Here is a 22,960-nt window from a genome sequence, read left to right on the forward strand (position 1 = left end):
GACGACAGCGCCCGGCCGGGGCTTCCCCGGCCGGGCGCTGTCGCATGGCGTCCGGTCAGACCATGGCGGCCTTCAGCGGTTCCCACCAGGCGCGGTGCTCGCGGTACCAGCGCACCGTGGCGGCCAGGCCCGCCTCGAACGGTACGCGGGGGGCGTACCCGAGTTCGTTCCGTATCTTGGTCCAGTCGACCGAGTAACGGCGGTCGTGGCCCTTGCGGTCGGTGACGTACTCCACGCTGGAGTCCCAGTCGGCGCCGAGCGCCTCCAGCAGCATGCGGGTGATCTCGTTGTTGGAGAGTTCCTCCCCGCCGCCGATGTTGTAGACCTCGCCGGCCCGGCCGCCGGTGCGCACGAGTTCGATGCCCTGGACGTGGTCGTCGATGTGCAGCCAGTCCCGGACGTTGCCGCCGTCGCCGTACAGCGGCACCTTCCTGCCCTCCAGCAGGTTCGTGACGAAGAGCGGGATGAGCTTCTCGGGGAACTGGTGGTGGCCGTAGTTGTTGGAGCAGCGGGTCACCCGGACGTCCAGGCCGTGGGTGCGGTGGTACGACAGCGCCACCAGATCGCTGGACGCCTTCGACGCGGAGTAGACGGAGTTGGGCCGCAGCGGGTCGGTCTCCGGCCAGGAGCCGGACTCGATCGAGCCGTACACCTCGTCGGTGGAGATGTGCACGAACCGCTCGACGCCCGCCCGGTGCGCGGCGTCGACCAGGGTGTGCGTGCCCAGCACGTTCGTGTGGACGAACTGCGCGCCGCCGTCGATGGAATGGTCCACATGGGACTCGGCCGCGAAGTGGACCACCTGGTCGTGCCGGGCCATCAGCCGCTCGACCACCGGGGCGTCGCAGATGTCGCCCCGCACGAAGGAGAAGCGGGGATGGGCGCGCACCTCGTCCAGGTTGGCGGGGTTGCCCGCGTAGGTGAGGTTGTCCAGCACCGTCACGCAGACGTCGTCCGGGCCCTGGGGGCCGAGCAGCGTGCGGACGTAGTGGGAGCCGATGAATCCGGCCCCGCCGGTCACGAGAAGACGGGTCGTCATGAGGAGATCTGCACCTTACTGTGGTCACCGAGCACGAGCCGGTGGGCGGACGGGGTGCGCGGAGCCGGTGTCACCTCGACATCGCGGCCGATGAGCGAGGCCTCCACGCGGCGGACCCCGGTGATCGTCGAGTCCCGCAGCACGATCGAGTACTCCACCTCGCTGTCCTCGATACGGCACCCCTCGGAGATGGAGGTGAAGGGACCGACGTACGAGCCGCTGATCACGGCACCGGCTCCGATGACCGCCGGCCCGACCACGCGGCTGCCGCTGACCGTCGCGCCGTTCTCGATCCGGACCCGGCCGATGATCTCGCTGGCGGCGTCGACCGTCCCGGCCGTGCCCGCCTCGATCGTCTCGAGGACCGAGCGGTTGACCTCCAGCATGTCGGCGACGTTGCCGGTGTCCTTCCAGTACCCCGAGATCGTGGTCGACCGCACGTCCTGGCCCTGGTCGAGAAGCCACTGGATGGCGTGGGTGATCTCCAGCTCGCCGCGCCCGGAGGGCGTGATGGCCCGTACGGCCTCGTGGACGGCCGGCGAGAAGAGGTAGACGCCGACCAGGGCGAGGTCGCTCTTCGGGAACTCGGGCTTCTCGACCAGCGAGACCACCCGGCCGTCCGCGTCCAGCTCCGCCACGCCGAACGAGCGGGGGTCCGGCACCCGGGTCAGCAGGATGCTCGCGTCCGGCCGCTCCCTGCGGAACTCGTCCACCAGGCCGGTGATGCCCCCGACGATGAAGTTGTCGCCGAGGTACATCACGAAGTCGTCGTCGCCGAGGAAGTCCCGCGCGACGAGCACCGCGTGGGCCAGGCCCAGCGGAGCCTCCTGGCGGATGTAGGTCACGTCGAGACCGAAGCGGGAGCCGTCCCCGACCGCCTCGGTGATCTCGTCGGCGGTGTCCCCCACGACGACACCGACCTCGGTGATACCGGCGTCGGCGATCGCCTCCAGGCCGTAGAAGAGCACGGGTTTGTTGGCCACCGGCACCAGCTGTTTGGCCGATGTGTGGGTGATGGGGCGCAGCCGGGTCCCGGACCCGCCGGACAGTACGAGCGCCTTCATGTACGAGCCTCCAGAGCAGATGGCACCGGTCTTCCCTACGTCCGCAGCGTGGCGGCCTCCGCTCCAGGCGAGGTCGAGCAGTGGCAGAGGTACGCCGGAAGGACGGCCCCGCGCGCGGTGCCGAAGGCGCGTTTCAAGCCGCGTTCAAGGCGATCGACGCAGACTCGCTGGCCTGGGACCGGGCCGCCCATGGCCCCTCCACCCCGAGTACAGCGGAGGCCTCACCGCATGCCCATCACGGCGACCTTCACGGACATCTACACGGCCGTCTGCCAGTTCTACGGCCGGCAGGTCCAGCTGCTCGACAGCAACCGCTTCGAGGAGTACGCCCACACCTTCACCCCCGACGGCGAGTTCCAGCACACTCCCGGCGTCCCCCCGGCGCGCACCCACGCCGGGATCATCGAGGAACTGCGCCGCTTCAACACCCGGTTCGCCGACGACCCGGTGCAGCGCCGGCACATGTTCAGCATGCTCAACCTGACCCCGCGCGAGGACGGCGCCTACGACGCCCGCTTCTACGCCCTGGTCCTCACCACCCGCCCCGGCGTCAAGGAGCCGGTCGTCGGCCCGAGCTGCCTGGTGCACGACGTCCTGGTGATCGAGGACGGCGAGGTCCGCAACCGCTCCCGCCGGGTGGAGCACGACCACATGTTCACCCTCGCCTGACATCCGTACCGAACGCTGTCCTCCCCTGGAAAGGAATCGCATGACCGACAAGCCCGTCGCCCTCGTCACCGGGTCGTCGTCCGGGATCGGCGCCGCCATCGCCCGCCGGATGTCCGCCGAGGGCATGGCGGTCGTCGTCAACTCGGTCCGCAGTGTCGAGGCCGGACAGGAGCTGGCCGCGTCGCTGCCGGACGCCCGGTTCGTCCGCGCCGACGTCTCCGACGAGGCCGAGGCCCGGCAGCTCGTCGAGCAGGTCGTCGCGGCGTACGGACGGCTGGACCTGCTGGTCAACAACGCCGGCGTCACCCAGCCGATCCCGCACGCGGACCTCGACGCCGCGACGGGCGACGTCTGGCGCAGGATTCTCGGCCTCAACGTCATCGGCACCTGGCAGACAACGGTCGCGGCCGTGCCGTGGCTGCGCCGCTCGCCCGGCGGCGGCCATGTCGTCAACATCTCGTCGGTGGCCGGCACCCGCCCGGCCGGCAGCTCCATTCCGTACGCCGTGAGCAAGGCCGCGGTGGACCACATGACCCGGCTGCTGGCCGGCGCGCTCGGCCCCGGCGTCCGGGTGAACGCGGTCGCGCCCGGCCTGGTCGACACGCCCTGGACCCAGGGCTTCACCGAGATCCGGGCCCGGGTCGAGGCCACCACGCCGCTGCGCCGGGTCGGCACTCCGGAGGACGTGGCCGAGGTCGTGGCCGGGCTGCAGCGCGCCGCCTACACCACCGGCGAGGTCGTCCTCGTCGACGGCGGCGCGCACCTGCTGATCTGAGCCGGAAAGGGCTACCACTGTGAAACTGGGCGTGAACCTGACCTATCAGGGGGCGGCGGAGCTGGCCGTCACCGCCGAACGGCTCGGCTACGACGTCGCCTTCGCCCCCGAGGGCTACCGGTCGGACGCGGCGAGCGTCCTCGGCCTGGTCGCCGGGAAGACCGACCGGATCGGGCTCGCCTCGGGCGTGATGCAGATCCCGGGCCGCACCCCGGGGATGGCGGCGTTGACCGCGGCGACCCTCAACTCGCTCTCCGGCGGCCGGTTCCGGCTGGGCCTCGGGGTGTCCAACCCGGATGTCTCCGACGGCTGGTACGGGGTACCGTTCGACCGGCCGCTGGAGCGGACCCGCGAGTACGTGGAGATCGTACGGACGGCGCTGTCCGGCCGGCCGGTGGTCTACGCGGGCGAGCACTACCGGCTGCCGTACTCCGGCGCCGCGGGCGCCCCGCTGCACGTCATCACCGAGCCGGCGGGCACCTCGGTCCCCGTCTACCTGGGTGCGGTGGGCCCGCGCAACCTCCGGCTGGCCGGGGAGATAGCCGACGGCTGGATCGGCGTCTTCGCCGCGCCCGAGCAGGTCGCCGAGTCCGTCGAGCGCATCGCCGCCGGGCGTGCCCTGCGCGGAGCCACCCTGGACGGCTTCGAGGTGATCCCGTGCCTGGCCACCTCGGTGGGCGAGGACATCGCGGGCTGCGTGGACCTGCTGCGCGCCCACTACGCCCACCTGATGGGCATCGGGGACCCGGCGCGGAACTTCTACTGCAAGCTGGCCGCACAGCTCGGCTGGCCGCAGGAGGCGCGGGAGGTGAGCCTGCGGATCCACAAGGGCGACCGGGCCGGAGCCGCCGCGGCGGTGCCCGCCGGCTTCATCGACCAGACGTCGCTGGTCGGCCCGGTCGGCAGGATCGCGGAACGCATGGCGGCCTACGCCGAAGCGGGCGTGACCACCCTGAGCGTCATGATCTCCGCGGTCGACACCGACCTGAACGGCCGGCTCGCCGTCCTGGAGCAGGCCATGGCGGCCCTCCAGGCGTCGGGAGCCGGCGGCTGACCCGGGCGCGGCGCCCCGAGGGCGTGCCGTGGGCCTCGCCCTGGGCACGCCCTCGGGGCGTTCTTGCCCGCGGCTGATGATCAGCGTTACAGTTCCTTTGAGCCCCGTATGGGCCTACGTATGGAGGTAGCGGCTACTCAGCCAACACAGGGATCGGCACTCGCCCGTCTCTCGCAGTTTCGTCAACCCCTGAAGCGGGGGTTCACTGCGGCTACTCCACTGCGTGCGTAGGCATACGGGTTTTTCTGTGTCGGCTTCCTGTGCAGCCGCCCTCCTTTCCGGATACGACCCGAAAGGACGTGCATGAGCAAGGAACAGGCCGAGAACTGGTCCGGTTTCGACCCCAACGACTTCCAGCGGAAGGTCATCGCCGAGTTCCGTGCGACCAACGGCAAGATGACCGGGATGTTCGAGGGCTGGTCGCTGGCGGTGCTGACGACGATCGGCGCCAAGTCGGGGCAGCCCCGGGAGACTCCGCTCGGGTATCTCGTCATCGACGGCAAGGGTGTCGTCGTCGCCTCCGCCAACGGCTCCGACCGCCATCCCGGCTGGTACCACAACATCCGCAAGAACCCCATCGTGACCGTGGAGACCGGCGAGGAGACCTACAAGGCCATCGCCGCCACACCGCAGGGCGCGGAGCGCGACAAGCTGTTCGAGCGGGTGGTGGCCGAGGCCCCCGGATACGGCGACTACCAGGCCAAGACCACCCGTGAGATCCCGGTCGTCGTACTGCACCGGATCGAGGCCAAGCCCGGCGAAGAGCGGGTGAAGGGCATGGGCGACTGGATCGTCGAGGTGCACGACTGGCTCCGCCAGGAGCTGGCGACGCTGCGCGCCCAGGCGGACCAGGTGATCGAGGGCACCGCGCAGACCATCGAGCGCACACCGCCGGACCTGGCCCAGCAGATGCGTACGCACTGCCTCAGCTTCTGCGGGGCGCTGCGCCGGCACCACACCGGCGAGGACGCCGCCGTCTTCCCGTCGCTCGCCGCCCAGTTCCCCGCGCTCGCCCCGGCGCTCGCGCAGCTCACCGAGCAGCACAAGGTGGTGGCCCAGCTCCAGGACTCGATCCAGGCGCTGGTCGAGGGGTTCGTCCCCGGGGAGTCCGACCCGGTGCGGCTGCGCGCCGAGCTGGAGGAACTGGCCGGACGGCTGGAGTCCCACTTCGAGTTCGAGGAGCAGACCGTGGTGACGGCACTGAACGCCACGGCCCCGGCGCCGCCGTTCGCCTGATCCGGCACGGGCTCTTGAGCTGTCCTCTAGCGCCCGCTGCCAGCCTCGCCCCCGGGTAGCCGCAGCAGATCGGCGCGGCCATCGACCTGCGGCCGTACGTCGATCGCCGCGCCCGGAGGAGAGGAACCACGATGAGCAGTATCCCCGCCGGCGGCCAGCACCGCAGAACCGGCGTGAGGGACGGGCAGCCGAAACTACGGCGCACCGAGCACCTCAGGTACTCGATGGCGCCGGCCCGCACCCTCTACGAGCTGGCCGCCGACGTGACCCGCTGGCCCGCCATCTTCGGGCCGAGCGTGTACGCACAGCACCTCAGCCGGGGCCCGCACACCGAGCGGTTCCGGCTGTGGGCGCAGGTCAACGGCCAGGTGAAGTCCTGGGTGTCCCGGCGCGAGCTGGATCCCGACGCGCTGTGGATCCGCTTCGACCAGGAGGAGAGCGCCGCGCCCATCGCGAGCATGGGCGGCGAGTGGCACTTCCGGCCGCTGCCGGACGGCGGCACCGAGATCGTCCTGCTCCACGAGTTCACCGCGGTGGACGACTCCGAGGAGACCGTCGGCTGGATCTCCTCCGCGCTGGACCGCAACAGCGCGGTGGAGCTGGAGGCGCTCACGCGCATCGCCGAACTCGGCCACCCGGTCGACGACGTGGTGTTCACGTTCACCGACACGGTGGCGCTGAAGCGGCCGGCCGCCGAGGTCTACGACTTCCTGTACCGCGCCGACCTGTGGCCCGAGCGGTTGCCCCATGTGCGGCGGGTGACGCTGAAGGAGGACGAGCCCAACGTCCAGGACATGGTGATGGAGACGGTCACCGCGGACGGCTCCGCGCACAGCACGCACTCGGTGCGGGTCTGCCTGCCCGGCCAGCGGATCGTCTACAAGCAGCTGGTGCCGCCGCGGCTGCTGTTCGGGCACAGCGGACGGTGGGAGCTGGCCGGCGAGGGCGACGAGGTCCTGGTGACGGCCGAGCACAGCGTCGCGATCAACCCGGGCGCCATCGCCGAGGAGCTGGGCGCCGGGAAGACCCTCGCCGACGCACGGGAGTTCATCCGGACCGCGCTGGGCCGCAACAGCCGTAGCACCCTGGCCCACGCCGCGACCCATGAGTGAGGGCAGCGGCTTCCCGCAGGGCGGCTCCTGCGACAGCGACTTCGCCGAGGTGGCACGGGTCTTCCGGGGGCACTTCGCCGCCGGGGAGGAGATCGGCGCCGCCGTGTGCGTCTACCACCGCGGCAGGCCGGTGGCGGACCTGTGGGGCGGCTTCGCCGACCCCGAGCGCACCGATCCGTGGCGTCCGGCGACGCTCGGTGTGCTCGCCTCACCGACCAAGGCCCTGGCCGCCAGCGCCGCACTGCTGCTGGTGGACCGTGGCGTGCTGGAGCTCGACCGGCCGATCGCCGACTACTGGCCGGAGTTCGCCGCGCACGGCAAGGAGAGGATCACGCTGCGGATGGTGCTCAGCCACCGCTCCGGCGTGGTCTGCCTGGACCACGACCCCATCACCGCGGACCACATGCGGCGCCACACCCCGATCGCCGAGGCGCTCGCCGCGGCCCGGCCGGAGTGGGAGCCGGACACCGCGCACGGCTACCACGCCGTGACCTTCGGGTACCTGGTCAGCGAATTGGTCCGCCGGTGCACCGGCCGTACGGTCGGCGCGTTCTTCGCCGAGGAGATCGCCGCGCCGCTGGGCCTCGACTGCCACATCGGCCTGCCCGACCCGGACGCGGTGCACCTGGCCACCATGGTCCAGTCCAAGGCCGAGGACGTGATGTCGGGCGGCGACCCCGGCGACGCCATCGCCATGCTCGTCGAGCTGGGCAAGCCCGACTCCCTCACCCACCGCTCGACGGTCGCCAGCATGGCGCTGGATCCGGAGCCGGACCTGACCGCCGAGGACCCGTCCTACGGCGGTTGGGCCAGCGCCCAGTCGCTGGCCCGGCTGTACGCCGCGCTCCTCGGCGAGGTCGACGGCTTCCGGCTGATCAGTGAGCGGACGTCCGCCCAGATCGGCCGGGTGCACGCCCGGGGCGCCTGCCGCATCACCATGATGTCCACGGCCTGGGGGCTGGGGTTCATGCTGCCCGACAGTCCCACCTTCCCGGCCGCCGCCGGCCTGACCACCGCCTTCGGCTTCGACGGCGCCAACGGCACCTTCACCTTCGCCGATCCGCGGTACGACCTCGCCTTCGCCTACGTCCAGAACTCCGGCTCCCGCGAGCTGGGCAGCATCGACGACCGCGCCCAGCGGCTCGTCCGAGCCGTCTATTCGAGCGTCGAAGGGCGCTCGCACAAGGAGGAATCATGACCCGGACCCCCTCGGTCGCCCTGGTGACCGGTGCCACCAGCGGCATCGGCCTGGAGATCACGCGGCGCCTGGCCCGTGACGGCGCGCAGGTCTTCCTGTGCGCCCGGCGGGAGGACGTCCTGGCGCAGACCGTCGCGGCCCTGCGCGAGGAGGGCCTCGACGTGGACGGCCAGGCCTGTGACGTCACCTCGCGCGAGGACATCCGCTCCTTCGTCCGGGCCGCCACCGAACGGTTCGGACCGGTGGACATCCTGGTGAACAACGCCGGCCGGTCCGGCGGCGGGGTCACCAAGGACGTCCCCGACGAGCTGTGGCTGGACGTGATCGGCACCAACCTCAACAGCGTCTTCTTCATGACCAAGGAGGTCCTGGAGAACGGCGGCATCCTGGACAGCGGCTGGGGACGCATCATCAACATCGCCTCCACCGGCGGCAAGCAGGGCGTGGTCAACGGTGCCCCGTACTCGGCCGCCAAGCACGGCGTGGTCGGGTTCACGAAGGCGCTCGGCCTGGAGCTGGCCAAGACCGGGGTGACCGTGAACGCGGTCTGCCCGGGCTTCGTCGAGACGCCCATGGCCGAGCGGGTGCGCGAGGTCTACTCCGGCCTGTGGGGCGTTCCGGCCGACGAGGTGCACCAGCGGGTGAGCGCCCGGGTGCCGATCGGCCGCTACGTCGTGCCCGAGGAGGTGGCCGCCATGGTCGCCTACCTGGTCGGCCCCGGCAGCGACGCGGTCACCGCCCAGGCCCTGAACGTCTGCGGCGGCCTCGGCAACTACTGACCGGACCACACCGAAAAGGGGCGTCCCGCCGACTGTCGTGCGGGACGCCCCTTTCCGGTGTGAACGGCTTCGGGTTCAGCCGGCCAGGCCGGCCAGGGTGAGCGCCGTCTGCTCCTCGCTGTCGGTGCGGTAGGCGGTCACGCCGGGAGTGATACGGCGGCACAGACCGCCCAGGACCTTGCCGGGGCCCACCTCCACCAGCCGGCCCGCGCCCTCGGCCGCCAGCCGCAGGGCCGTACCGGTCCAGTTGACCCGGCCGGTGAACTGGCGCAGCAGGCAGTCGCGGGCGTCCGCGCCACTGGCGACCGGCGCGGCGCTGAAGCTGGAGACGACGGGGATCACCGGATCGCGGAACTCCACGTCCTCCAGCGCCGCGGCGAACTCGTCCTCGACGCCGCCGAGGAGGGTGCAGTGCGCGGCGCCGCCGATCTCCAGCATGACGACGCGGTCGGCACCGGCCTGCCAGACCAGTCCGGCGAGCGCGTCCACCGCGGCCGTCTGCCCGGAGACCACGACCTGGGTGAAGTCGTTGTGGTTGGCGACCTCCACGACCTCCCCGGACGCGGCGGCGGCCTTGGCGCACATCTCCTCCACCGTCGCGAGGTCCAGGCCGACCACCGCCGCCATCTTGCCGGGGACCCGCTGGTTGGCCGCCATCATCAGCTCTCCGCGCAGCCTGACCAGCCTCAGCGCGTCGACCCAGTCCAGGACGCCCGCGCAGACCAGCGCGCTGAACTCGCCCAGGCTGTGTCCGGCCACGATGTCCGGGACGACGCCGTGCGCGTGCAGCACCTCGTGCGCCACCACGCTGGTCAGCACCACGGCGGGCTGGGTGACCGGCATCTGCCGCAGCTCCTGCGCCGGGCCCTGCCAGCAGAGCCGGGACAGCTCGAAGCCGAGCACCTCGTCGGCGCGGCGGTAGTACTTCTCGGTCAGTCCGGGCCAGCGCCGCAGCAAGTCGAGACCCATGCCCACTCGTTGCGAGCCTTGGCCAGGGAAGAGGAAGGCGATCTTGTCCAATGCAGACAACTCACTCTCGGCTGGTGGCAAGGCTCCGCAGTCTTCCGAGCGGCCCTACACCCCTGCTTGAACACGGCTCCAGCCCCGAAAGGGCCGCTCAAGCGGTTCTCCGGCCCGGACTGTCATCGTGCGGCCACCGCCCTGCGGCGGTCGATCTCTAGGAGGGGAACGCATTGCGGAACAAGACGCTGACTCGTCGGGGTTTCCTCGGTCTGGGTGCGGCTGCGGGAGGCGCGGCGGTCGTCGGTGCCGCGGCGCCCGCCTGGGCGGGAGCGCGCCCGGGGCAGCCGACGTGGCCGACCACCCTGCGCCTGCCCGACGGACTGCATCCGGACGGCCTGGCGATCGGCGGACGGCCCTTCGCCTACTTCGGTTCGCTGCTCACCGCCGCGATCTACCGGGCCGATCTCGTCACGGGTGAGGGCGAGTTCATCTTCGACGGGCTCGGCTCGGGCCACAACGCGATCGGCCTCGCCCTGGACCCCCTGGGCCGGCTGTTCATCGGCGGCGGCTGGGGCCGGACCATCACCGTCATGGACGGCATGTCCGGGAAGGTCCTCAAGGTCTACGAGGGGCTGGGCACCGCGACCACGGTCGTGAACCTGGCGACCGTCACCCGCGAGGCGGCGTGGTTCACCGACGGGCTGAACGGTCTCCTGTTCGGCGTGCCGTTCGGTCCGGGCGGCACGCTGCCGGAGCGGGACGGGGTCATCACGCTGTCGCTGACCGGTGAGTGGCAGCAGAGCCAGACCCAGTGGCAGCTCACCGGGTCCGGCATCGCGCCGTCCCCGTGCGGCCGGGCCCTGCTGGTCGTCAACCAGTACGTGGACGGCGGTTCCCTGTTCCGGGTCGACCCGCGGACCGGCGACGCCCGCCGGGTCCCCGTCGACGGCGCGCACTTCCCGACCACCAACGGCATCGCCGTCAGCGGCCGTACGCTCTACGCACCGTCCCAGACCGACCTCGCGGTGGTCTCGCTCGCCGCGGACGGCACCAGGGGCACGCTCGTGCGCCGCATCACCGACGACCGCTTCGACACCCCGAGCGCCGTCGCGCCGTACCGCGACCGGCTGTACCTGACCAACTCGCGGTTCCCGCTGCCGCCGACGCCGACCACGGCGTACAACGCGGTGGCGATACCGCGGCCCCGGTAGCCGACGGGGAGCCCGGCCCACGGCCGGGCTCCCGCGCTGTGCCGACCATCATCCCGAGAAGGGGACCGCATGCCCGACGACGGCATCCAACCGATCGAGCTCGCCCCGGGGTTCTCCTGCTACGCCGCCGACGAGGCCACCGCGCGCTTCGGCTACCGGGAGATCTTCGAGGACGACGAGAGCTACCGCTTCGACCACCTCCCCAACGCGCCCGTCGTCGTCGACGTCGGCGCGGGCATCGGCCTGTTCACCCTTTTCGTCAAGCGCAGATTTCCGCGCGCCCGGGTGATCGCCTTCGAGCCGGTGCCGGGCAACGTCCGGCTGCTGCGCCGGAACCTGGCGCTGCACGGCGTCGCACAGGACGTCGAGGTCCACCAGTGCTGCCTGGGCGCGCGGCCGGCCGCCGCCGCGGGCTTCGCCCACGTGCCGCGGCTCGCCGGGAACTCCACCCTCTACCCGGCCCTCCTGGCCGCCGCCCAGCGCCTGATGGCCCGGCATACCGGGGAAGCCGAGGCGGCGCAGCTGTTCGCGACCGAGCCCATGACCGTCCGGGTGGAGACGTTCTCGGGGGCCCTGGGCGGCACCGGCGGGCGCTTCGACCTGGTGAAGATCGACGCCGAGGGCGCGGAGCTGGACGTCCTCCACGGCATCGCCGAGGAGGACTGGCCCGGGATCGGCGCGCTGCTGGTCGAGACGGACGGCGAACGGGCGGCGGTGGAACGCATCCTGCGGGAGCGCGGGCTGGCCGTGCGCAGCGCACGCGCTCCCTACATGTGGCCCGAACTCGGCATCTACAACGTCACCGCGCGCCGCTGACCGCGGTGCTGGGCCGTCAGCGCCTCCAGCCGGCGCACGACCTCGTCCGGGCCCGGCATGGATCGCATCTGTGTGTGCAGCTGGTCCGCGCCGGCCTGGAACGAGGGCTCCGCAACGAGCCGCCGCACCTGCTCGCGCAGCACCTCGACGGTGATCTCCCGCGGCTCCAGCATGAGCCCCGCGCCGCTGTCGGCGACGTACCGCGCGGTCCGCGCCTCGCCCCACATCGGCAGGGGGGTGACCAGCTGCGGGACCCGGTGCGTCACGGCCGCGGCGAAGGTGCCGCCCCCGCCGTGGTGGATCAGCGCCGAGCAGTTGGGCAGCAGGTAGTTCAGCGGCACGTACTCCACCAGCCGGACGTTCTCCGGCACCTCCCGCACGGTGGCCAGCTGCTCGGCGTGCAGGGTGGTGACCAGCTCGATGTCCAGCTCGGCCAGGCCGGCGACCATGTCGGCGAAGGAGATCCCCGCCTCGCGGAAGAGCTGCCGGCCCCGGCCCCCCATGCCGAGCGACAGGCAGACCCGGGGCCGCGCCGGCCGCTCGTGCACCCAGGCCGGGGGCGTCCGGTTGCCGTTGTAGGGGACCCGCCGGATCGGCTCGTACGACAGGTCGACCGGCAACCGCAGCGGCGCGGGCACCGGGTCGATGGACCACTGGCCGAGCAGCAGCTCCTCACAGTAAGCGAGGCCGTACGGCTCCAGCATCGGCTGCATCAGCGCGGTCACCGGATCCTCCTCCGGCCCGGCGTCGCGCTGCGCCAGCCGCTCCCGCGACCGGGCGTGCAGCCAGCCGATGTTGTCCTGCCCCCACAGGAACCGTGCCTGCGCGGCCCCGGTCACCGTCGCGGCGACGGCCGCCGGCACACAGAACGGGTCCCAGAGCACCAGGTCCGGCTGCCAGGTCCGGCAGAAGCCGACGAGATCGTCGAGCATGGGCGTGAACCCGGCCAGCATCCGGGTCATACCGGCCCACTTGCGGACCCAGCCGTCCCCGGGCGCCTCGTCCACCGACAGGAAGTCGGTGAGCGTGTCGAGTTTCTCGAAATTGTCGTTCCACTCCATGACCTCGGTCAGCGCCGCACCGACCGGTACCGGGGCGAGGCCGGCCTCGGTCACCAGATGCGCGGCACCGGGATGGATCGCGACCCGCACCTCGTGCCCGGCGTTCTGCAACGCCCAGGCCAACGGAACGAGCGGATGCACATGCGCCGTCGCTGGGAAGGCACAGAACAGAACACGCATCGATTTTTCTTCCTCTCACCCGGCATACTTCGGCGGAAATAACATGCCGACGCGTTCTGGAATTCCACTGGAAAAGCACTTGAGAACAGACAATGCCCACCCATTCCATTACCTTGCATTGCCGATTCTCTGGCAGCATCGGTGTGCAGTCTCCCACCACCAATAGGCCAACAGCCCAAGGAATGCGTCATGCATGTTCGCGAACTCGCCGTGCCAGGAGCCTACGAACTCACGCCCCAGCTCTTCCCGGACCGGCGTGGGGTGTTCGTGTCGCCGATGCAGGGGCCGCTGTTCCAGTCCCGCATCGGTCATGAATTCCACGTGGCCCAGAGCAACCTCAGCCGTTCGTCCCGCGGTGTTCTGCGCGGCATCCACTACACCACCGCGCCGCCCGGACAGGCCAAGTACGTCTACTGCGCCCACGGGCGGGCGCTCGACTTCGTCGTGGACATTCGCGTCGGCTCGCCCACGTTCGGGAAATGGGACTGCGTCGAACTGGACGCCGAGTCGTTCCGCGCCGTCTATCTGCCCGTCGGCGTCGGCCACACCTTCCTGGCGCTGGAGGACGACACGATGATGCACTACCTGATGTCGACCAGCTACGTGCCGGAGCTGGAGCAGGCGATCGACCCGTTCGACACCACGCTCGCCCTGCCGTGGCCCGCGGACACGGAGTTCGTCGTCTCCGACCGGGACCGCGTGGCGATGAGCCTGAACGAGGCGCTGGAGCGGGGGCTGCTCCCCCGGTACGAAGACTGCGTGGCGGAGCAGGTGGGGCCGTGACCGCCGCGCTTTCGCCCCGGCGCGTGGCCGTGCTGGGCGGCACCGGCTCGGTGGGCCGGCAGGTGTGTGCCGCCTTCGCCGCGCAGGGGCACGAGGTCACCGCGGTCGCCCGCCGGCCGGCCGCGTCCCCGGTGCCGTACCGGTTCGTGCCGCTCGACCTGGTGGCGACCGGCGGTCGTGAGCTGGCCGCGTTCCTCGCCCGCGAGGGCGTCGACACCGTGGTCAACGCCTTCACCGGCTGGGGGCCGGACGAGACGGAGATGCGGCGGCTCAACGTCCGGCCCGTCGAGCACGTCGTCGACGCGCTGCGCCGGCTGCCGGGCCGGCCGCGCCTGGTGCATGTCGGCACGCTGCACGAGTACGGCCCGGTGCCCGAGGGGAGTTCGCTGCACGAGGGGCTGACGCCCGCGCCGGACAGCCTCTACGCGCGCGTGAAGCTCGCCGCCTCGGAGACGGTGCTCGGCGCGGCGGGCCCGGACGGAGTCGACGGGGTGGTCGTCCGGCTCGCCAACACCCTCGGGCCGTATCCGGCCGCCGAGACCTTCCTGGGCTCGCTGGCCCGCCGGCTGCGCGACACCGGCCGGTCCGAGGTGATCGAGCTGACCGTCTCCGACGCGCGACGGGACTTCGTCGACGTCCGGGACGCGGCGGAGGCGGTCGTACGGGCGGCGGTGCTGCCCGCGGCGCCCCGCGTGCTGAACATCGGCAGCGGAACCGCCGTCTCCGTCCGGAGCCTGGTGGGCGAGTTGCTGCGGGCCGCCGGCCTGCCCGCCGACACCGTCAAGGAGACCGGCGGTACGGTGCGCAGCCACGGCGGCGACTGGACCCGGGCCGACATCTCCCTGGCGGCCTCGGCGCTGGGCTGGCGGCCGCGGTTCACCGTGGCCGAGTCCATGGCGGCGATGTGGGACAGCCTGCGCGGATGAGAAAAGGCCGCAGGGGGTGGGCCCTCGCCTTGGGCGAGGGCCCACCCCCTGCGGCCGGCGGATCAGGCGCAGCAGGTCAGCGGACCGCCGTGGTACTCCATCATCTCGCCGAAGATGATGCCCATCTCCTTGAGCAGCACGTCGAAGTCGAACGCGGCCTCGGGGGTGCGCTGTTCGGCGTAGGCCCGGTGCAGGTTGGCCACCAGCCGCTCCGGCTCGCCCAGTTCGGCGAACCGGCCGAGGTCGGCCTCGCGCGCCACCGTCAGCGGCGGCTGCCCGGCGGCGATCCCGTCCGCGGCCAGCTGCCACACCCAGCGCAGGTACTCCTCGGTCACGTCGAGGACCTCGGGTCCGGCCACCGGTCCGTGACCGGTCACCACGGTCGTCGCGCCCAGCTCACGGAGCTGCTGGATCACCTTCAGCGAACCGGAGACCGAGCCGAGCGGCACGAACGGAGTGAACCCGGACATGACGATGTCGCCGGTGAACAGCACCTTCCGCTCCGGTATCCACACCACGGTGTCATTGGCGGTGTGCGACGGCCCGAAGTGCAGCAGCTCGGCGGTCACCTCGCCGACGTGCAGCGTCAGCCGGTCCCGGTAGGTGACCGCGGGCAGCCGCACCTCGACCCCGCCCCAGGCCACGTCCGGCCACAGCTCGGTCAGGTGCAGTCCGGCCCGGTCCATCTCGTCGCGGGCGTTGGCATGGGCGATCACGGTGGCCTCGGGGAACAGGAAGTTGCCGAAGGTGTGGTCACCGTGCGAGTGGGTGTTGACCAGGGCGAACGGCGCCGGACGGCCGTCCGCCAGCACCTTCTGGCGCAGGCGCTGGGCGCGCGCCTCGGTCGCCGCGGTGTCGATCAGTGCGGTGGATCCGCCGGACGCGATGAGACCGGCGTTGCTGACGCACCAACCGCCCTCCGGCTGGAGGTAGGCGAAGACATCGGCGGCCACCTCCTGGAGAACCGGCTCATGGGCTGCTGAGGACACGAGGGGAGCCTCCTTGACGTAACGGGTGTGAGGTGGTGTAGGCCGCGCGGCCGGGTGGTTCAGACCAGGTCGTAGGCGGCGAGCGGCAGGTCCGGGACGTTCGACAGCACCGCCTGGTGCAGCCGCTGTAGCCGGTTCGAGGGCTCGACGCCGAGTTCGCCGATCAGGGTCTGGCGGAGGGTGCGGAAGACCTGGAGGGCCCGCCACGGCGCACCGGACCGCTGCAACGCGATCATCAGCATGGCGCAGAAGTTCTCGTGCATCGGGGACTGGGCGACGAGCATCCGCAGTTCGGGGATGAGCATGGCGTGCCGGCCCAGCTGGAGGTCCGCGAGAATGCGCAGTTCCTGGGCGCGCATCCTGGACTCCTCCATGCCCATTGCCTCCATCTCCAGGACCTGGCCGGCCGGCACGTCCATCAGGGCCGGCCCGCGCCACAGTTCGAGGGCCCGGCTCAGGAGGCGGGAGGCGGTCTCCGCGTCCCCGGCCGCGAGCAGCGCGTCGCCCTCGGCGGTGAGCCGCTCGAACTCGCGCAGGTCGAACGCGCTCGGACGGATGGCCAGCTGGTAGCCGTTGAAGTGCGTGACCAGCAGGTCCTTCGCACTGAGCGGGGAGTCGTCCGGGAGGGACCGGGCGATGAGCTTGCGGAGTTGAAGGATGTAGGTCTGGAGTGTCGTGGTCCCGCTCCGGGGCACCTTGTCGCCCCAGATCTCTTCCATGAGCGTCGACACGGGCACCACCCGGCCGCAGCGCAGCGCCAGCAGGGTCAGCACCTGCTTGGGCTTGCCGGCGGTCGGGACCACGGAGTGTCCGCCGACCCGGACTCTGACGGGGCCCAGTACGTTGATCTCCATCGTCTGCTCGTCCGGCGCCTCGACGGGCCGCGCCGTCACCACGTCCTGAATAATTTCCATTCCCCCTAGGACGGCCACTGTGAATTTCCACACAGCGGACAGATTTTCATGGCTATTCCGATGGGCCCCGCACTCACCTCGTTCTTACGTTTCGGACCGGCTCGGCGACGCTTCGGCACCGCCTCCGTTCAGCCTGCGAGGGGCACCTTGAGGCTCGCTTGAATCGGCTCGTAGCGCTCTCGGATTCCGTCAGCTCAAGCGGTGTTCTAGCTCCCTGCGAAGAGCCGGGTGCACCATCGGCGCTCAAGCCGAGCCCAGGAGGCCAGAATGCCCGAACCCACTCCGTCCGATTCAGGGATCGCAGTGGCCGCGCACGACATCGCGGCCCTCGCCGCCCGGCATGCCGAACAAGCCGAAGAACAAAGGCAGTTGAGCCCCGAAGTGATGCACGCCATCAGGGCGGCCGGATTCGGGCGCCACTTTGTGGCTCAGGAGTACGGCGGCGCGGCCGGAACCTTTGCCGAAATCAGCACGGCCGTTTCCGTTATCGCGGCGAAATGTCCGGCGACGGCGTGGTGCGCGTCACTGGCGGCGAGCATGGCGCGCATGGCCGGCTACCTGCCGCAGGAGGGCCGCAAGCAGGTGTGGCAGGACGGTCCGGACGTCCTCGTCGTCGGCGGCGTCTCCCCCGTCGGCCGGGCCCATGCCGAGCAGGACGGCTGGCGGCTGTCCGGGACCTGGCCGTACATCAGCGCCGTCGCGTACTCCGACTGGGCGCTGGTGTGCGGGGTGGCGAAGTCGGGCTCGCAGTACGAGCCGCGGCTGTTCGCCCTGCCGCGCGCCGACTACGCGGTGAAGCGGAGCTGGTCGGATGTGGGGATGCGGGCCACCGGCAGTGACACGCTGATCGCCGAGGACGTCTTCGTACCCGCCGAGCTGAGCTTCCCGCTCGGCAGCCTCCTGGAGGGCGCCGCCGAGCCCTCCGCGCCCGGCAGCCACCAGGTTCCCCTGACGACGGTGAACGGGCTGTTCTTCGCGCTGCCCGTCCTCGGTGCCGCCGAGGGCGCGCTCGGCCTGTGGTCGTCGTACGCGGCGCAGAAGATCCGCTCCTGGTCCCCCAAGCAGCCCGGTCCGGCCCGCGGCTTCTACGAGGAGACCCTGGCCCGCGCCTCCGGCACCATCGACACGGCCCGGTTCCTGCTGGAGCGGGCCGCCCGGGTCGCCGACCGGGGGGCGCTCGCCACGCCCCTGGAGCGGGCCCGCAACCAGCGGGACTGCGCCCTCGCGGCGGACCTTCTGGTGACCACGGTCAACCAGCTCTTCCGTGCCTCGGGCACCTCGGGACACAGCGTGCACCACCCCCTCCAGCGGCTGTGGCGGGACGCCAACTCCGCCGTCGGCCACGTGGTGCTGCAACCAGGACCGGCCGCCGCCGCCTACACCGCCGCCGCCCTGGAACTTGAGGTCTGACGGGCCGTCGTACCGACGCGAGCGGCGCCGCCCGGCGCGGCGCCGCGGACGCCGGCGGTTACCGCATCGTCCCGGCGCACCGGTAGACGGCCTCGATGAGCCGGCGGGGCCGGTCGTCCAGCGTGCCCATCACCGGAGAGCCCGCGTTCTGCATGTAGCCGAAGGCGAGATCGTGCTCGGGGTCGGCGAAGATGTACGAGCCGTTGGCCGCGCTGAGGCCGAAGGCCGTGGTCAGGCCGACCTCGGCCGGGAAGACCGGATGGTCGGGAAGCTGCACGCCCAGACCCCAGTTGCAGGTGGTCTGCGTCACCAGGCAGTGGCCCTTGGAGTGCATCCGCGTCATCTCCGCGACGACGGCCGGGCTCAGCAGGCGGACCCCGTCGACCTCGCCGATCAACGCGGCCATGAAGCGGGCGAGGGACCGCGCGCTCGCCCGCCCGCCGTAGGAGGGGTCCTCCCACGCCGTGTCGACCGTCGCCATGTCCAGCGCCAGGCTGCCCATCATCGCCCGGTGGGTCAGCGACCTGTGGTCGAGGAAGGCGGCCAGGTCCTCGTCGTCGCCCGCGAAGAGCGCCTCGGCCTTGGACTGGAACATCGTCGCCAGGTGCGCGGAGGCGGGGTCGGGCACGCCGATGTGGCACTCCAGCCCCAGCGGGCCGGCGATCTCCTGGGCGAAGTACCGGCCCACGGTGAGCCCGGTACGGCGCCGCAGCAGCTCGCTGACCAAGTAGCCGAAGGTGATGCCGTGGTAGCCGTGCGCGGTGTCCGGCTCCCACTCCGGCCGGGCCTCGGCGAGCGCCTCGGCGATGGGGGTGTGGGTGCGCAGGGCCTCGTTGGTGATCGGGGCATGGTCCAGGCACACCACACCGGAGCGGTGGCTGAGCACCATCCGCAGCGTGATGCCCTCCTTGCCGTGCGCGGCGAACTCCGGCCAGTGGTCGGCGAGCGGCGCGTCGAGGTCGAGCAGCCCCTGGTCCACCAGGCGCAGCGCCGCCACCGCGACCAGCGCCTTGGTCGGCGAGGCGAGCAGCCCGAGGGTGTCGGGGCGCCACGGATCCACCCGGTCCTCGTCCGCGAAGCCGCCCCACAGGTCGACCACCGGCGCACCGCGGTGATAGACGCACACCGCGGCGCCCACCTCCGCGCCCGCCGCGAAGTTCTGCTCGAACGCCTCGGCAACCCCGGCGAAGGCGTCCGCCGCCCAGCCACCCCGCGGAGACTCGCTCATCGTGTCCTACCTCCGTATCCACACCTGATGGCCTACGACAGTCGCGCCCCGCACTCGTGGTTCGCTCGACTCTCGGCAACGCGCCGCTCGCGCGGTGCCGCTTCCGCCGACCTTCGAGCGGGCGTCGAGGTCCCGCCGCCATGGTTGCCTGGTCCCGCCAGTCCCCACCACCGGAGTGCCCCAGGTGCTGAGAGTCGGAGTCTTGGGCTGTGCCGCGTTCGCGCGGCGCCGCATGCTGCCCGCCATGAAGGCCCATCCCCTCGTCCAGGTCGCGGCGGTCGCCAGCCGGGACGCCGCCAAGGCGGCCGAGACGGCCCGCCGGTTCGACTGCCGTCCCGTCGTCGGGTACGAGGCGCTGCTGGCGGACGACACCGTGCAGGCCGTGTACGTCCCGCTGCCCGCGGCACTCCACGTCCCGTGGGTCGAGGCGGCGCTGGCCGCGGGCAAGCACGTGCTCGCCGAGAAGCCGCTCACCACGGACCCGGCCCGCACCCGCGCGCTCTTCGCCCAGGCCCGCGCCCGTGGCCTGGTGCTGCGGGAGAACGTCATCTTCGTCCACCACAGCCGGCACGCGGCGGTCCGCCGGCTGGTGGAGGAGGGCGCGATCGGGGAACTGCGGACGCTGCACGCGACGTTCACCATTCCGCAGCTGCCCGACGACGACATCCGGTACCGGCCGGAGCTGGGCGGCGGCAGCCTCCACGACGTCGGGATCTACCCGGTGCGCGCGGCCGTGCACCTGCTGCGGGAGGAGCTGGAGGTCCGGGGCGCCGTTCTGGAGCACCGAGCCGGCCGCCGGGTCGACACCGCCGGTGCCGCGCTGCTGCGGTCACGCGGCGGGGTCATGGCACACCTGGCCTTCGGCATGGAGCACGCCTATCGGTCACGGTACGAACTGACCGGCAGCACCGGCCGTATCCTCGTCGACCGCGCCTTCACGCCGCCCGCGGATTACGCGCCGCAGATCGTGATCGAGTCCTCGTCGGGCACCCGCACCTGCTCCCTGCCCCCGGAGGACCAGATCGCGAGCGCCCTCTCCGCCTTCGTCTCGGCGGTGGAATCCGGGAGCCCGGCACCGGAGGACTGCCTGGCCCAGGCGGACCTGCTGGCGCAGATCCACCGGGTGGCCGGCCGCGAAGGGTGAGGAGGTTCAGGCCCCGGCCAGCTCCTCCACCGCGTCGAGCACCTCGGCCGGCCCGGGCAGCGCGGCGATGTCCGCGGCCAGCTCGGCGGACCGCTCGGCGTACGACGGCTCCGTCAGCAGCGCGTCGCAGGCCGCCGCGATGGCGTCGGGGGTGTCCTGCCCGGGAAGCAGCGTGACGGCCGCGCCGAAGCCGGACAGCCGCCGTGAATGCGGCACGAGCTTCGGCATGTTGGGCACCACGAGCTGCGGTACGCCCGCCTGCATCGCGGTGAGCGCCGTCTGGCCGCCGCCCGCGTGCACCAGCGCGGAGCAGGTCCGCAGCACGGTGGCCAGCGGCAGCCAGCCCGCCCGCACATCGGGCCGCGTCGCGGTCAGGGCCGCCGCGACCTCGTCCGGTGCGGCGACGACCAGCTCCGCGTCGAGCTTTGCGACCTCGGCGACCAGCCCTTGCAGATAGTCGAGGTCCTGTTCGGGGCCGACCCGGCTGCCTGCCGTGACGCAGATCCGGGGCCGGTCGGCGGCGGTGTACATCCAGGGCTCCAGCCGCCGCTGCCGTCCGGTGGGCACGAAGCGCATCACCGCGCCGGGCGCCGCGTCCGGTGCGAGCATGCGCGGCGGGCAGATGTGGACCCACAGCCGCGGCTCGGGCAGCCCCGGCAGTGCGGCCCGGGACAGCTCCGGCGCGAGTTCCTCCTCGGCGCCCTGGTCCATCTCGGCCGGCTCGCCCATGTCCCAGGCGTGCCGGACGTACGGTACGCCCAGTTCCGCGGCGAGCAGTCCGGCGGCGAAGGAGAGCGTGCCGCCGATGACGACGTCCGGGCGCCAGGCCCGGCTCAGCTCCCGCAGGGCCGGCAGGCTGCCGGCCGCCAGCCGCCCGAAGCCGCGCCCGCCGAAGCGCAGCCGGGTCGCGGTGTCCGCCGGCAGGTCGAGCCGGGTGCCGTCGCGGGTCGCGAACATGAAGTCGCGCATGCTCCTCGGGGTGGCCGCCACCCCGGGCAGCCCCGCGCCGACGACGACCGGGATCATGTCCTCGGTGGCCGCCATGAAGACCTCGTGACCGGCGTTGCGCGCGGCCGTCGCGAGCGGCGCGAGCGCGGAGACCGTGGCCGGGCTCCCCGCCGCCACGAACAGCATTCTCAGCGTACGTGTCATGGCCGAGTGGCTCCTCTCATCCGTGTCCGACCAGCCCGGCACAGCCTTCGCGAGGGCACTGGAACAGCGGTATACCGGTGATCGAGCGTCGCCGTATCCGCGCCGCGGACCAGGGCTCCGCCGGTCTCGCGGCCGCTTCCGGTCGATGAGGCCGGCTGCCTTGCGAGGGCTCGGAGGCGGGCGCCGGGAGTAACGGCATGACCGCCTGGCAGCGGGGCGTCTCTCCGGCGCGACCCCGCGCTGTGGACAGGCTCACAAGCGCATGCCTATCATCGGAATGATGATCTTGTGTGCACAATGCAACTGCAATTTGTACTGTGCGGAGAAGTTTAGAAGTATTTCAACGGGGGAGTGAGCAAAATCAGGCAGAATTCAGTGGTCCTCGCACCTGCCACTGATCGGCTCATCGAAACACTGGAACTCGGTGTGCTCGGATCGCTGACGGTGACCGTCAACGGCGCATCGATCGTCCCCACCGCGAGAAAGCCCAGGCAGTTGCTGGCTCTACTCGCTCTGCGCTGCGGCCAGGTCGTCCCGGTGGCCACCTTGGTCGACGAGGTCTGGGGAAACGACATCCCGCGCAGCAGCGCCTGCGTACTCCAGACCTACATTTTGCAACTGCGTCGACTGATCACCCGGTCACTGGAAACAGATTCCGGCGGGTGTGCCAAGGAATTGATCGTCACCCACTTCAAGGGGTATCAATTGCTGGCCGATCCCAGCAGTTCGGACCTTCGCGATTTCGAACAGCTGTCGATCGAAGGCGACGCGGCGCTGGTCAAGGGGAACGCTGCCGACGCGTCCCTCCTTCTCGGGCGGGCGCTGAGTCTGTGGCGCGGCCCGGCCCTGGTGGACGTGCCGATCGGGCGGGTACTCCACGCGGAGATCATCGGCCTGGAAGAGCGCCGGATGCGGGTGCACGAACGACGCATCGTCGCCGACCTGCTCCTGGGCAAGCACTCCACGCTCATTCCGGAGTTGCAGATGCTGGTCACCCAGAACCCGTTCCACGAGAACTTCTGCGCCATGCTCATGTTCGCCCTGCACCGTTCGGGAGCCACCTGGCGGGCCCTGACCGTCTTCCGGGACTTCCGTGCCGGCCTGGTCGCGGAGCTGGGCGTCGAGCCCTCACCCCGCCTCCAGCGGCTGCACCGGGAGGTGCTGGAGAACACCACGGAGCTGTCGCTGCGCGCGTTCGACCTGCTGCCCGGCGCCGAGGACATCTACACGGGTGCGGTGAGCTACGGCTGACCCACC

22 protein-coding genes and 1 pseudogene are annotated in these 22,960 nt (G+C 71.5%); 15 read left to right on the forward strand and 8 right to left on the reverse strand.

Annotated elements, in window-relative coordinates:
* Window positions 1-55 precede the first annotated feature (55 nt).
* Together rfbB and Srubr_RS25710 are read right to left on the reverse strand one after the other, a co-directional pair.
* Entirely contained in the window at window positions 56-1,039 is a 984-nt protein-coding gene (gene rfbB / locus Srubr_RS25705) for a dTDP-glucose 4,6-dehydratase (protein WP_189999434.1), read from the reverse strand.
* A complete protein-coding gene (locus Srubr_RS25710; protein WP_189999435.1) occupies window positions 1,036-2,103 on the reverse strand; it encodes a glucose-1-phosphate thymidylyltransferase in 1,068 nt (355 codons plus the stop codon). Before Srubr_RS25710 ends, rfbB begins: the two co-directional genes overlap by 4 nt.
* Before the next feature lie 228 nt (window positions 2,104-2,331).
* Here Srubr_RS25710 and Srubr_RS25715 point away from each other — a divergent pair, with 228 nt between their 5' ends.
* The 7 genes from Srubr_RS25715 (at window position 2,332) to Srubr_RS25745 (ending at window position 8,926) form a co-directional block, all read left to right on the forward strand.
* Window positions 2,332-2,772 (forward strand): nuclear transport factor 2 family protein, encoded by a 441-nt coding sequence (locus Srubr_RS25715; protein ID WP_189999436.1) that lies wholly within the window; start codon window positions 2,332-2,334, stop codon window positions 2,770-2,772.
* Between the two features lie 40 nt (window positions 2,773-2,812).
* Window positions 2,813-3,547 carry an SDR family NAD(P)-dependent oxidoreductase gene (locus Srubr_RS25720; protein WP_189999437.1) on the forward strand — a complete coding sequence of 245 codons (735 nt, stop codon included), beginning with the start codon at window positions 2,813-2,815 and terminating at the stop codon, window positions 3,545-3,547.
* A gap of 31 nt (window positions 3,548-3,578) precedes the next feature.
* Complete coding sequence (locus tag Srubr_RS25725; protein WP_308439957.1) at window positions 3,579-4,601, forward strand: LLM class flavin-dependent oxidoreductase; 1,023 nt, start codon at window positions 3,579-3,581, stop codon at window positions 4,599-4,601.
* 303 nt (window positions 4,602-4,904) lie between these two features.
* Complete coding sequence (locus Srubr_RS25730; protein ID WP_189999439.1) at window positions 4,905-5,837, forward strand: nitroreductase/quinone reductase family protein; 933 nt, start codon at window positions 4,905-4,907, stop codon at window positions 5,835-5,837.
* 131 nt (window positions 5,838-5,968) lie between these two features.
* Window positions 5,969-6,949 (forward strand): aromatase/cyclase, encoded by a 981-nt coding sequence (locus Srubr_RS25735; protein ID WP_203855056.1) that lies wholly within the window; start codon window positions 5,969-5,971, stop codon window positions 6,947-6,949.
* Complete coding sequence (locus tag Srubr_RS25740) at window positions 6,942-8,147, forward strand: serine hydrolase domain-containing protein (protein WP_189999440.1); 1,206 nt, start codon at window positions 6,942-6,944, stop codon at window positions 8,145-8,147. Before Srubr_RS25735 ends, Srubr_RS25740 begins: the two co-directional genes overlap by 8 nt.
* A complete protein-coding gene (locus tag Srubr_RS25745) occupies window positions 8,141-8,926 on the forward strand; it encodes an SDR family NAD(P)-dependent oxidoreductase (protein WP_373313648.1) in 786 nt (261 codons plus the stop codon). The genes Srubr_RS25740 and Srubr_RS25745 overlap by 7 nt, the downstream gene beginning before the upstream one ends.
* A gap of 75 nt (window positions 8,927-9,001) precedes the next feature.
* On the opposite strand, the gene fabD is transcribed toward Srubr_RS25745, so the two are convergent.
* Window positions 9,002-9,976, reverse strand: coding sequence for an ACP S-malonyltransferase (gene fabD, locus Srubr_RS25750; RefSeq protein WP_308439958.1), 975 nt, complete (start codon window positions 9,974-9,976; stop codon window positions 9,002-9,004).
* Between the two features lie 143 nt (window positions 9,977-10,119).
* Between fabD and Srubr_RS25755 the strand changes: the two genes are divergently transcribed.
* Window positions 10,120-11,100: a twin-arginine translocation signal domain-containing protein gene (locus Srubr_RS25755; RefSeq protein ID WP_189999443.1), complete on the forward strand. Its 981-nt coding sequence runs from the start codon at window positions 10,120-10,122 to the stop codon at window positions 11,098-11,100.
* A gap of 69 nt (window positions 11,101-11,169) precedes the next feature.
* Complete coding sequence (locus tag Srubr_RS25760; protein ID WP_189999444.1) at window positions 11,170-11,916, forward strand: FkbM family methyltransferase; 747 nt, start codon at window positions 11,170-11,172, stop codon at window positions 11,914-11,916.
* On the opposite strand, the gene Srubr_RS25765 is transcribed toward Srubr_RS25760, so the two are convergent.
* Window positions 11,892-13,157: a nucleotide disphospho-sugar-binding domain-containing protein gene (locus Srubr_RS25765; RefSeq protein ID WP_189999445.1), complete on the reverse strand. Its 1,266-nt coding sequence runs from the start codon at window positions 13,155-13,157 to the stop codon at window positions 11,892-11,894. The genes Srubr_RS25760 and Srubr_RS25765 overlap by 25 nt on opposite strands.
* A gap of 189 nt (window positions 13,158-13,346) precedes the next feature.
* Here Srubr_RS25765 and Srubr_RS25770 point away from each other — a divergent pair, with 189 nt between their 5' ends.
* Together Srubr_RS25770 and Srubr_RS25775 are read left to right on the forward strand one after the other, a co-directional pair.
* Entirely contained in the window at window positions 13,347-13,940 is a 594-nt protein-coding gene (locus tag Srubr_RS25770) for a dTDP-4-dehydrorhamnose 3,5-epimerase family protein (RefSeq protein ID WP_189999446.1), read from the forward strand.
* Window positions 13,937-14,866: an NAD-dependent epimerase/dehydratase family protein gene (locus Srubr_RS25775; protein WP_189999447.1), complete on the forward strand. Its 930-nt coding sequence runs from the start codon at window positions 13,937-13,939 to the stop codon at window positions 14,864-14,866. Before Srubr_RS25770 ends, Srubr_RS25775 begins: the two co-directional genes overlap by 4 nt.
* A gap of 62 nt (window positions 14,867-14,928) precedes the next feature.
* On the opposite strand, the gene Srubr_RS25780 is transcribed toward Srubr_RS25775, so the two are convergent.
* Window positions 14,929-15,855 carry an MBL fold metallo-hydrolase gene (locus Srubr_RS25780; protein WP_189997335.1) on the reverse strand — a complete coding sequence of 309 codons (927 nt, stop codon included), beginning with the start codon at window positions 15,853-15,855 and terminating at the stop codon, window positions 14,929-14,931.
* 59 nt (window positions 15,856-15,914) lie between these two features.
* Window positions 15,915-16,769, reverse strand: a complete 855-nt coding sequence (locus Srubr_RS25785; RefSeq protein WP_308439924.1) for an AfsR/SARP family transcriptional regulator — start codon at window positions 16,767-16,769, stop codon at window positions 15,915-15,917.
* Window positions 16,770-17,153: 384 nt separating this feature from the next.
* Here Srubr_RS25785 and Srubr_RS42105 point away from each other — a divergent pair.
* Together Srubr_RS42105 and Srubr_RS25790 are read left to right on the forward strand one after the other, a co-directional pair.
* Window positions 17,154-17,252, forward strand: a pseudogene (locus tag Srubr_RS42105) (hypothetical protein); the annotation flags it as partial.
* A 63-nt stretch (window positions 17,253-17,315) separates the two neighbouring features.
* Entirely contained in the window at window positions 17,316-18,179 is an 864-nt protein-coding gene (locus tag Srubr_RS25790) for an acyl-CoA dehydrogenase family protein (RefSeq protein ID WP_229926817.1), read from the forward strand.
* 58 nt (window positions 18,180-18,237) lie between these two features.
* Here Srubr_RS25790 and Srubr_RS25795 read toward each other — a convergent pair whose 3' ends face one another.
* On the reverse strand, window positions 18,238-19,407 hold the full coding sequence (locus Srubr_RS25795; RefSeq protein ID WP_189997337.1) for a serine hydrolase domain-containing protein: 1,170 nt from the start codon (window positions 19,405-19,407) through the stop codon (window positions 18,238-18,240).
* A gap of 184 nt (window positions 19,408-19,591) precedes the next feature.
* Between Srubr_RS25795 and Srubr_RS25800 the strand changes: the two genes are divergently transcribed.
* The gene (locus tag Srubr_RS25800; protein ID WP_373313579.1) at window positions 19,592-20,551 is read left to right on the forward strand and encodes a Gfo/Idh/MocA family protein; all 960 of its coding nucleotides are present in this window, start codon (window positions 19,592-19,594) and stop codon (window positions 20,549-20,551) included.
* A 6-nt stretch (window positions 20,552-20,557) separates the two neighbouring features.
* Here Srubr_RS25800 and Srubr_RS25805 read toward each other — a convergent pair whose 3' ends face one another.
* Window positions 20,558-21,703 (reverse strand): glycosyltransferase, encoded by a 1,146-nt coding sequence (locus Srubr_RS25805; protein ID WP_229926819.1) that lies wholly within the window; start codon window positions 21,701-21,703, stop codon window positions 20,558-20,560.
* Window positions 21,704-22,078: 375 nt separating this feature from the next.
* Here Srubr_RS25805 and Srubr_RS25810 point away from each other — a divergent pair, with 375 nt between their 5' ends.
* Window positions 22,079-22,954 (forward strand): AfsR/SARP family transcriptional regulator, encoded by an 876-nt coding sequence (locus Srubr_RS25810; protein ID WP_229926820.1) that lies wholly within the window; start codon window positions 22,079-22,081, stop codon window positions 22,952-22,954.
* Window positions 22,955-22,960: the final 6 nt, after the last annotated feature.

The organism is Streptomyces rubradiris (assembly GCF_016860525.1).
In the GTDB taxonomy this organism is placed as follows: Bacteria; Actinomycetota; Actinomycetes; order Streptomycetales; family Streptomycetaceae; genus Streptomyces; species Streptomyces rubradiris.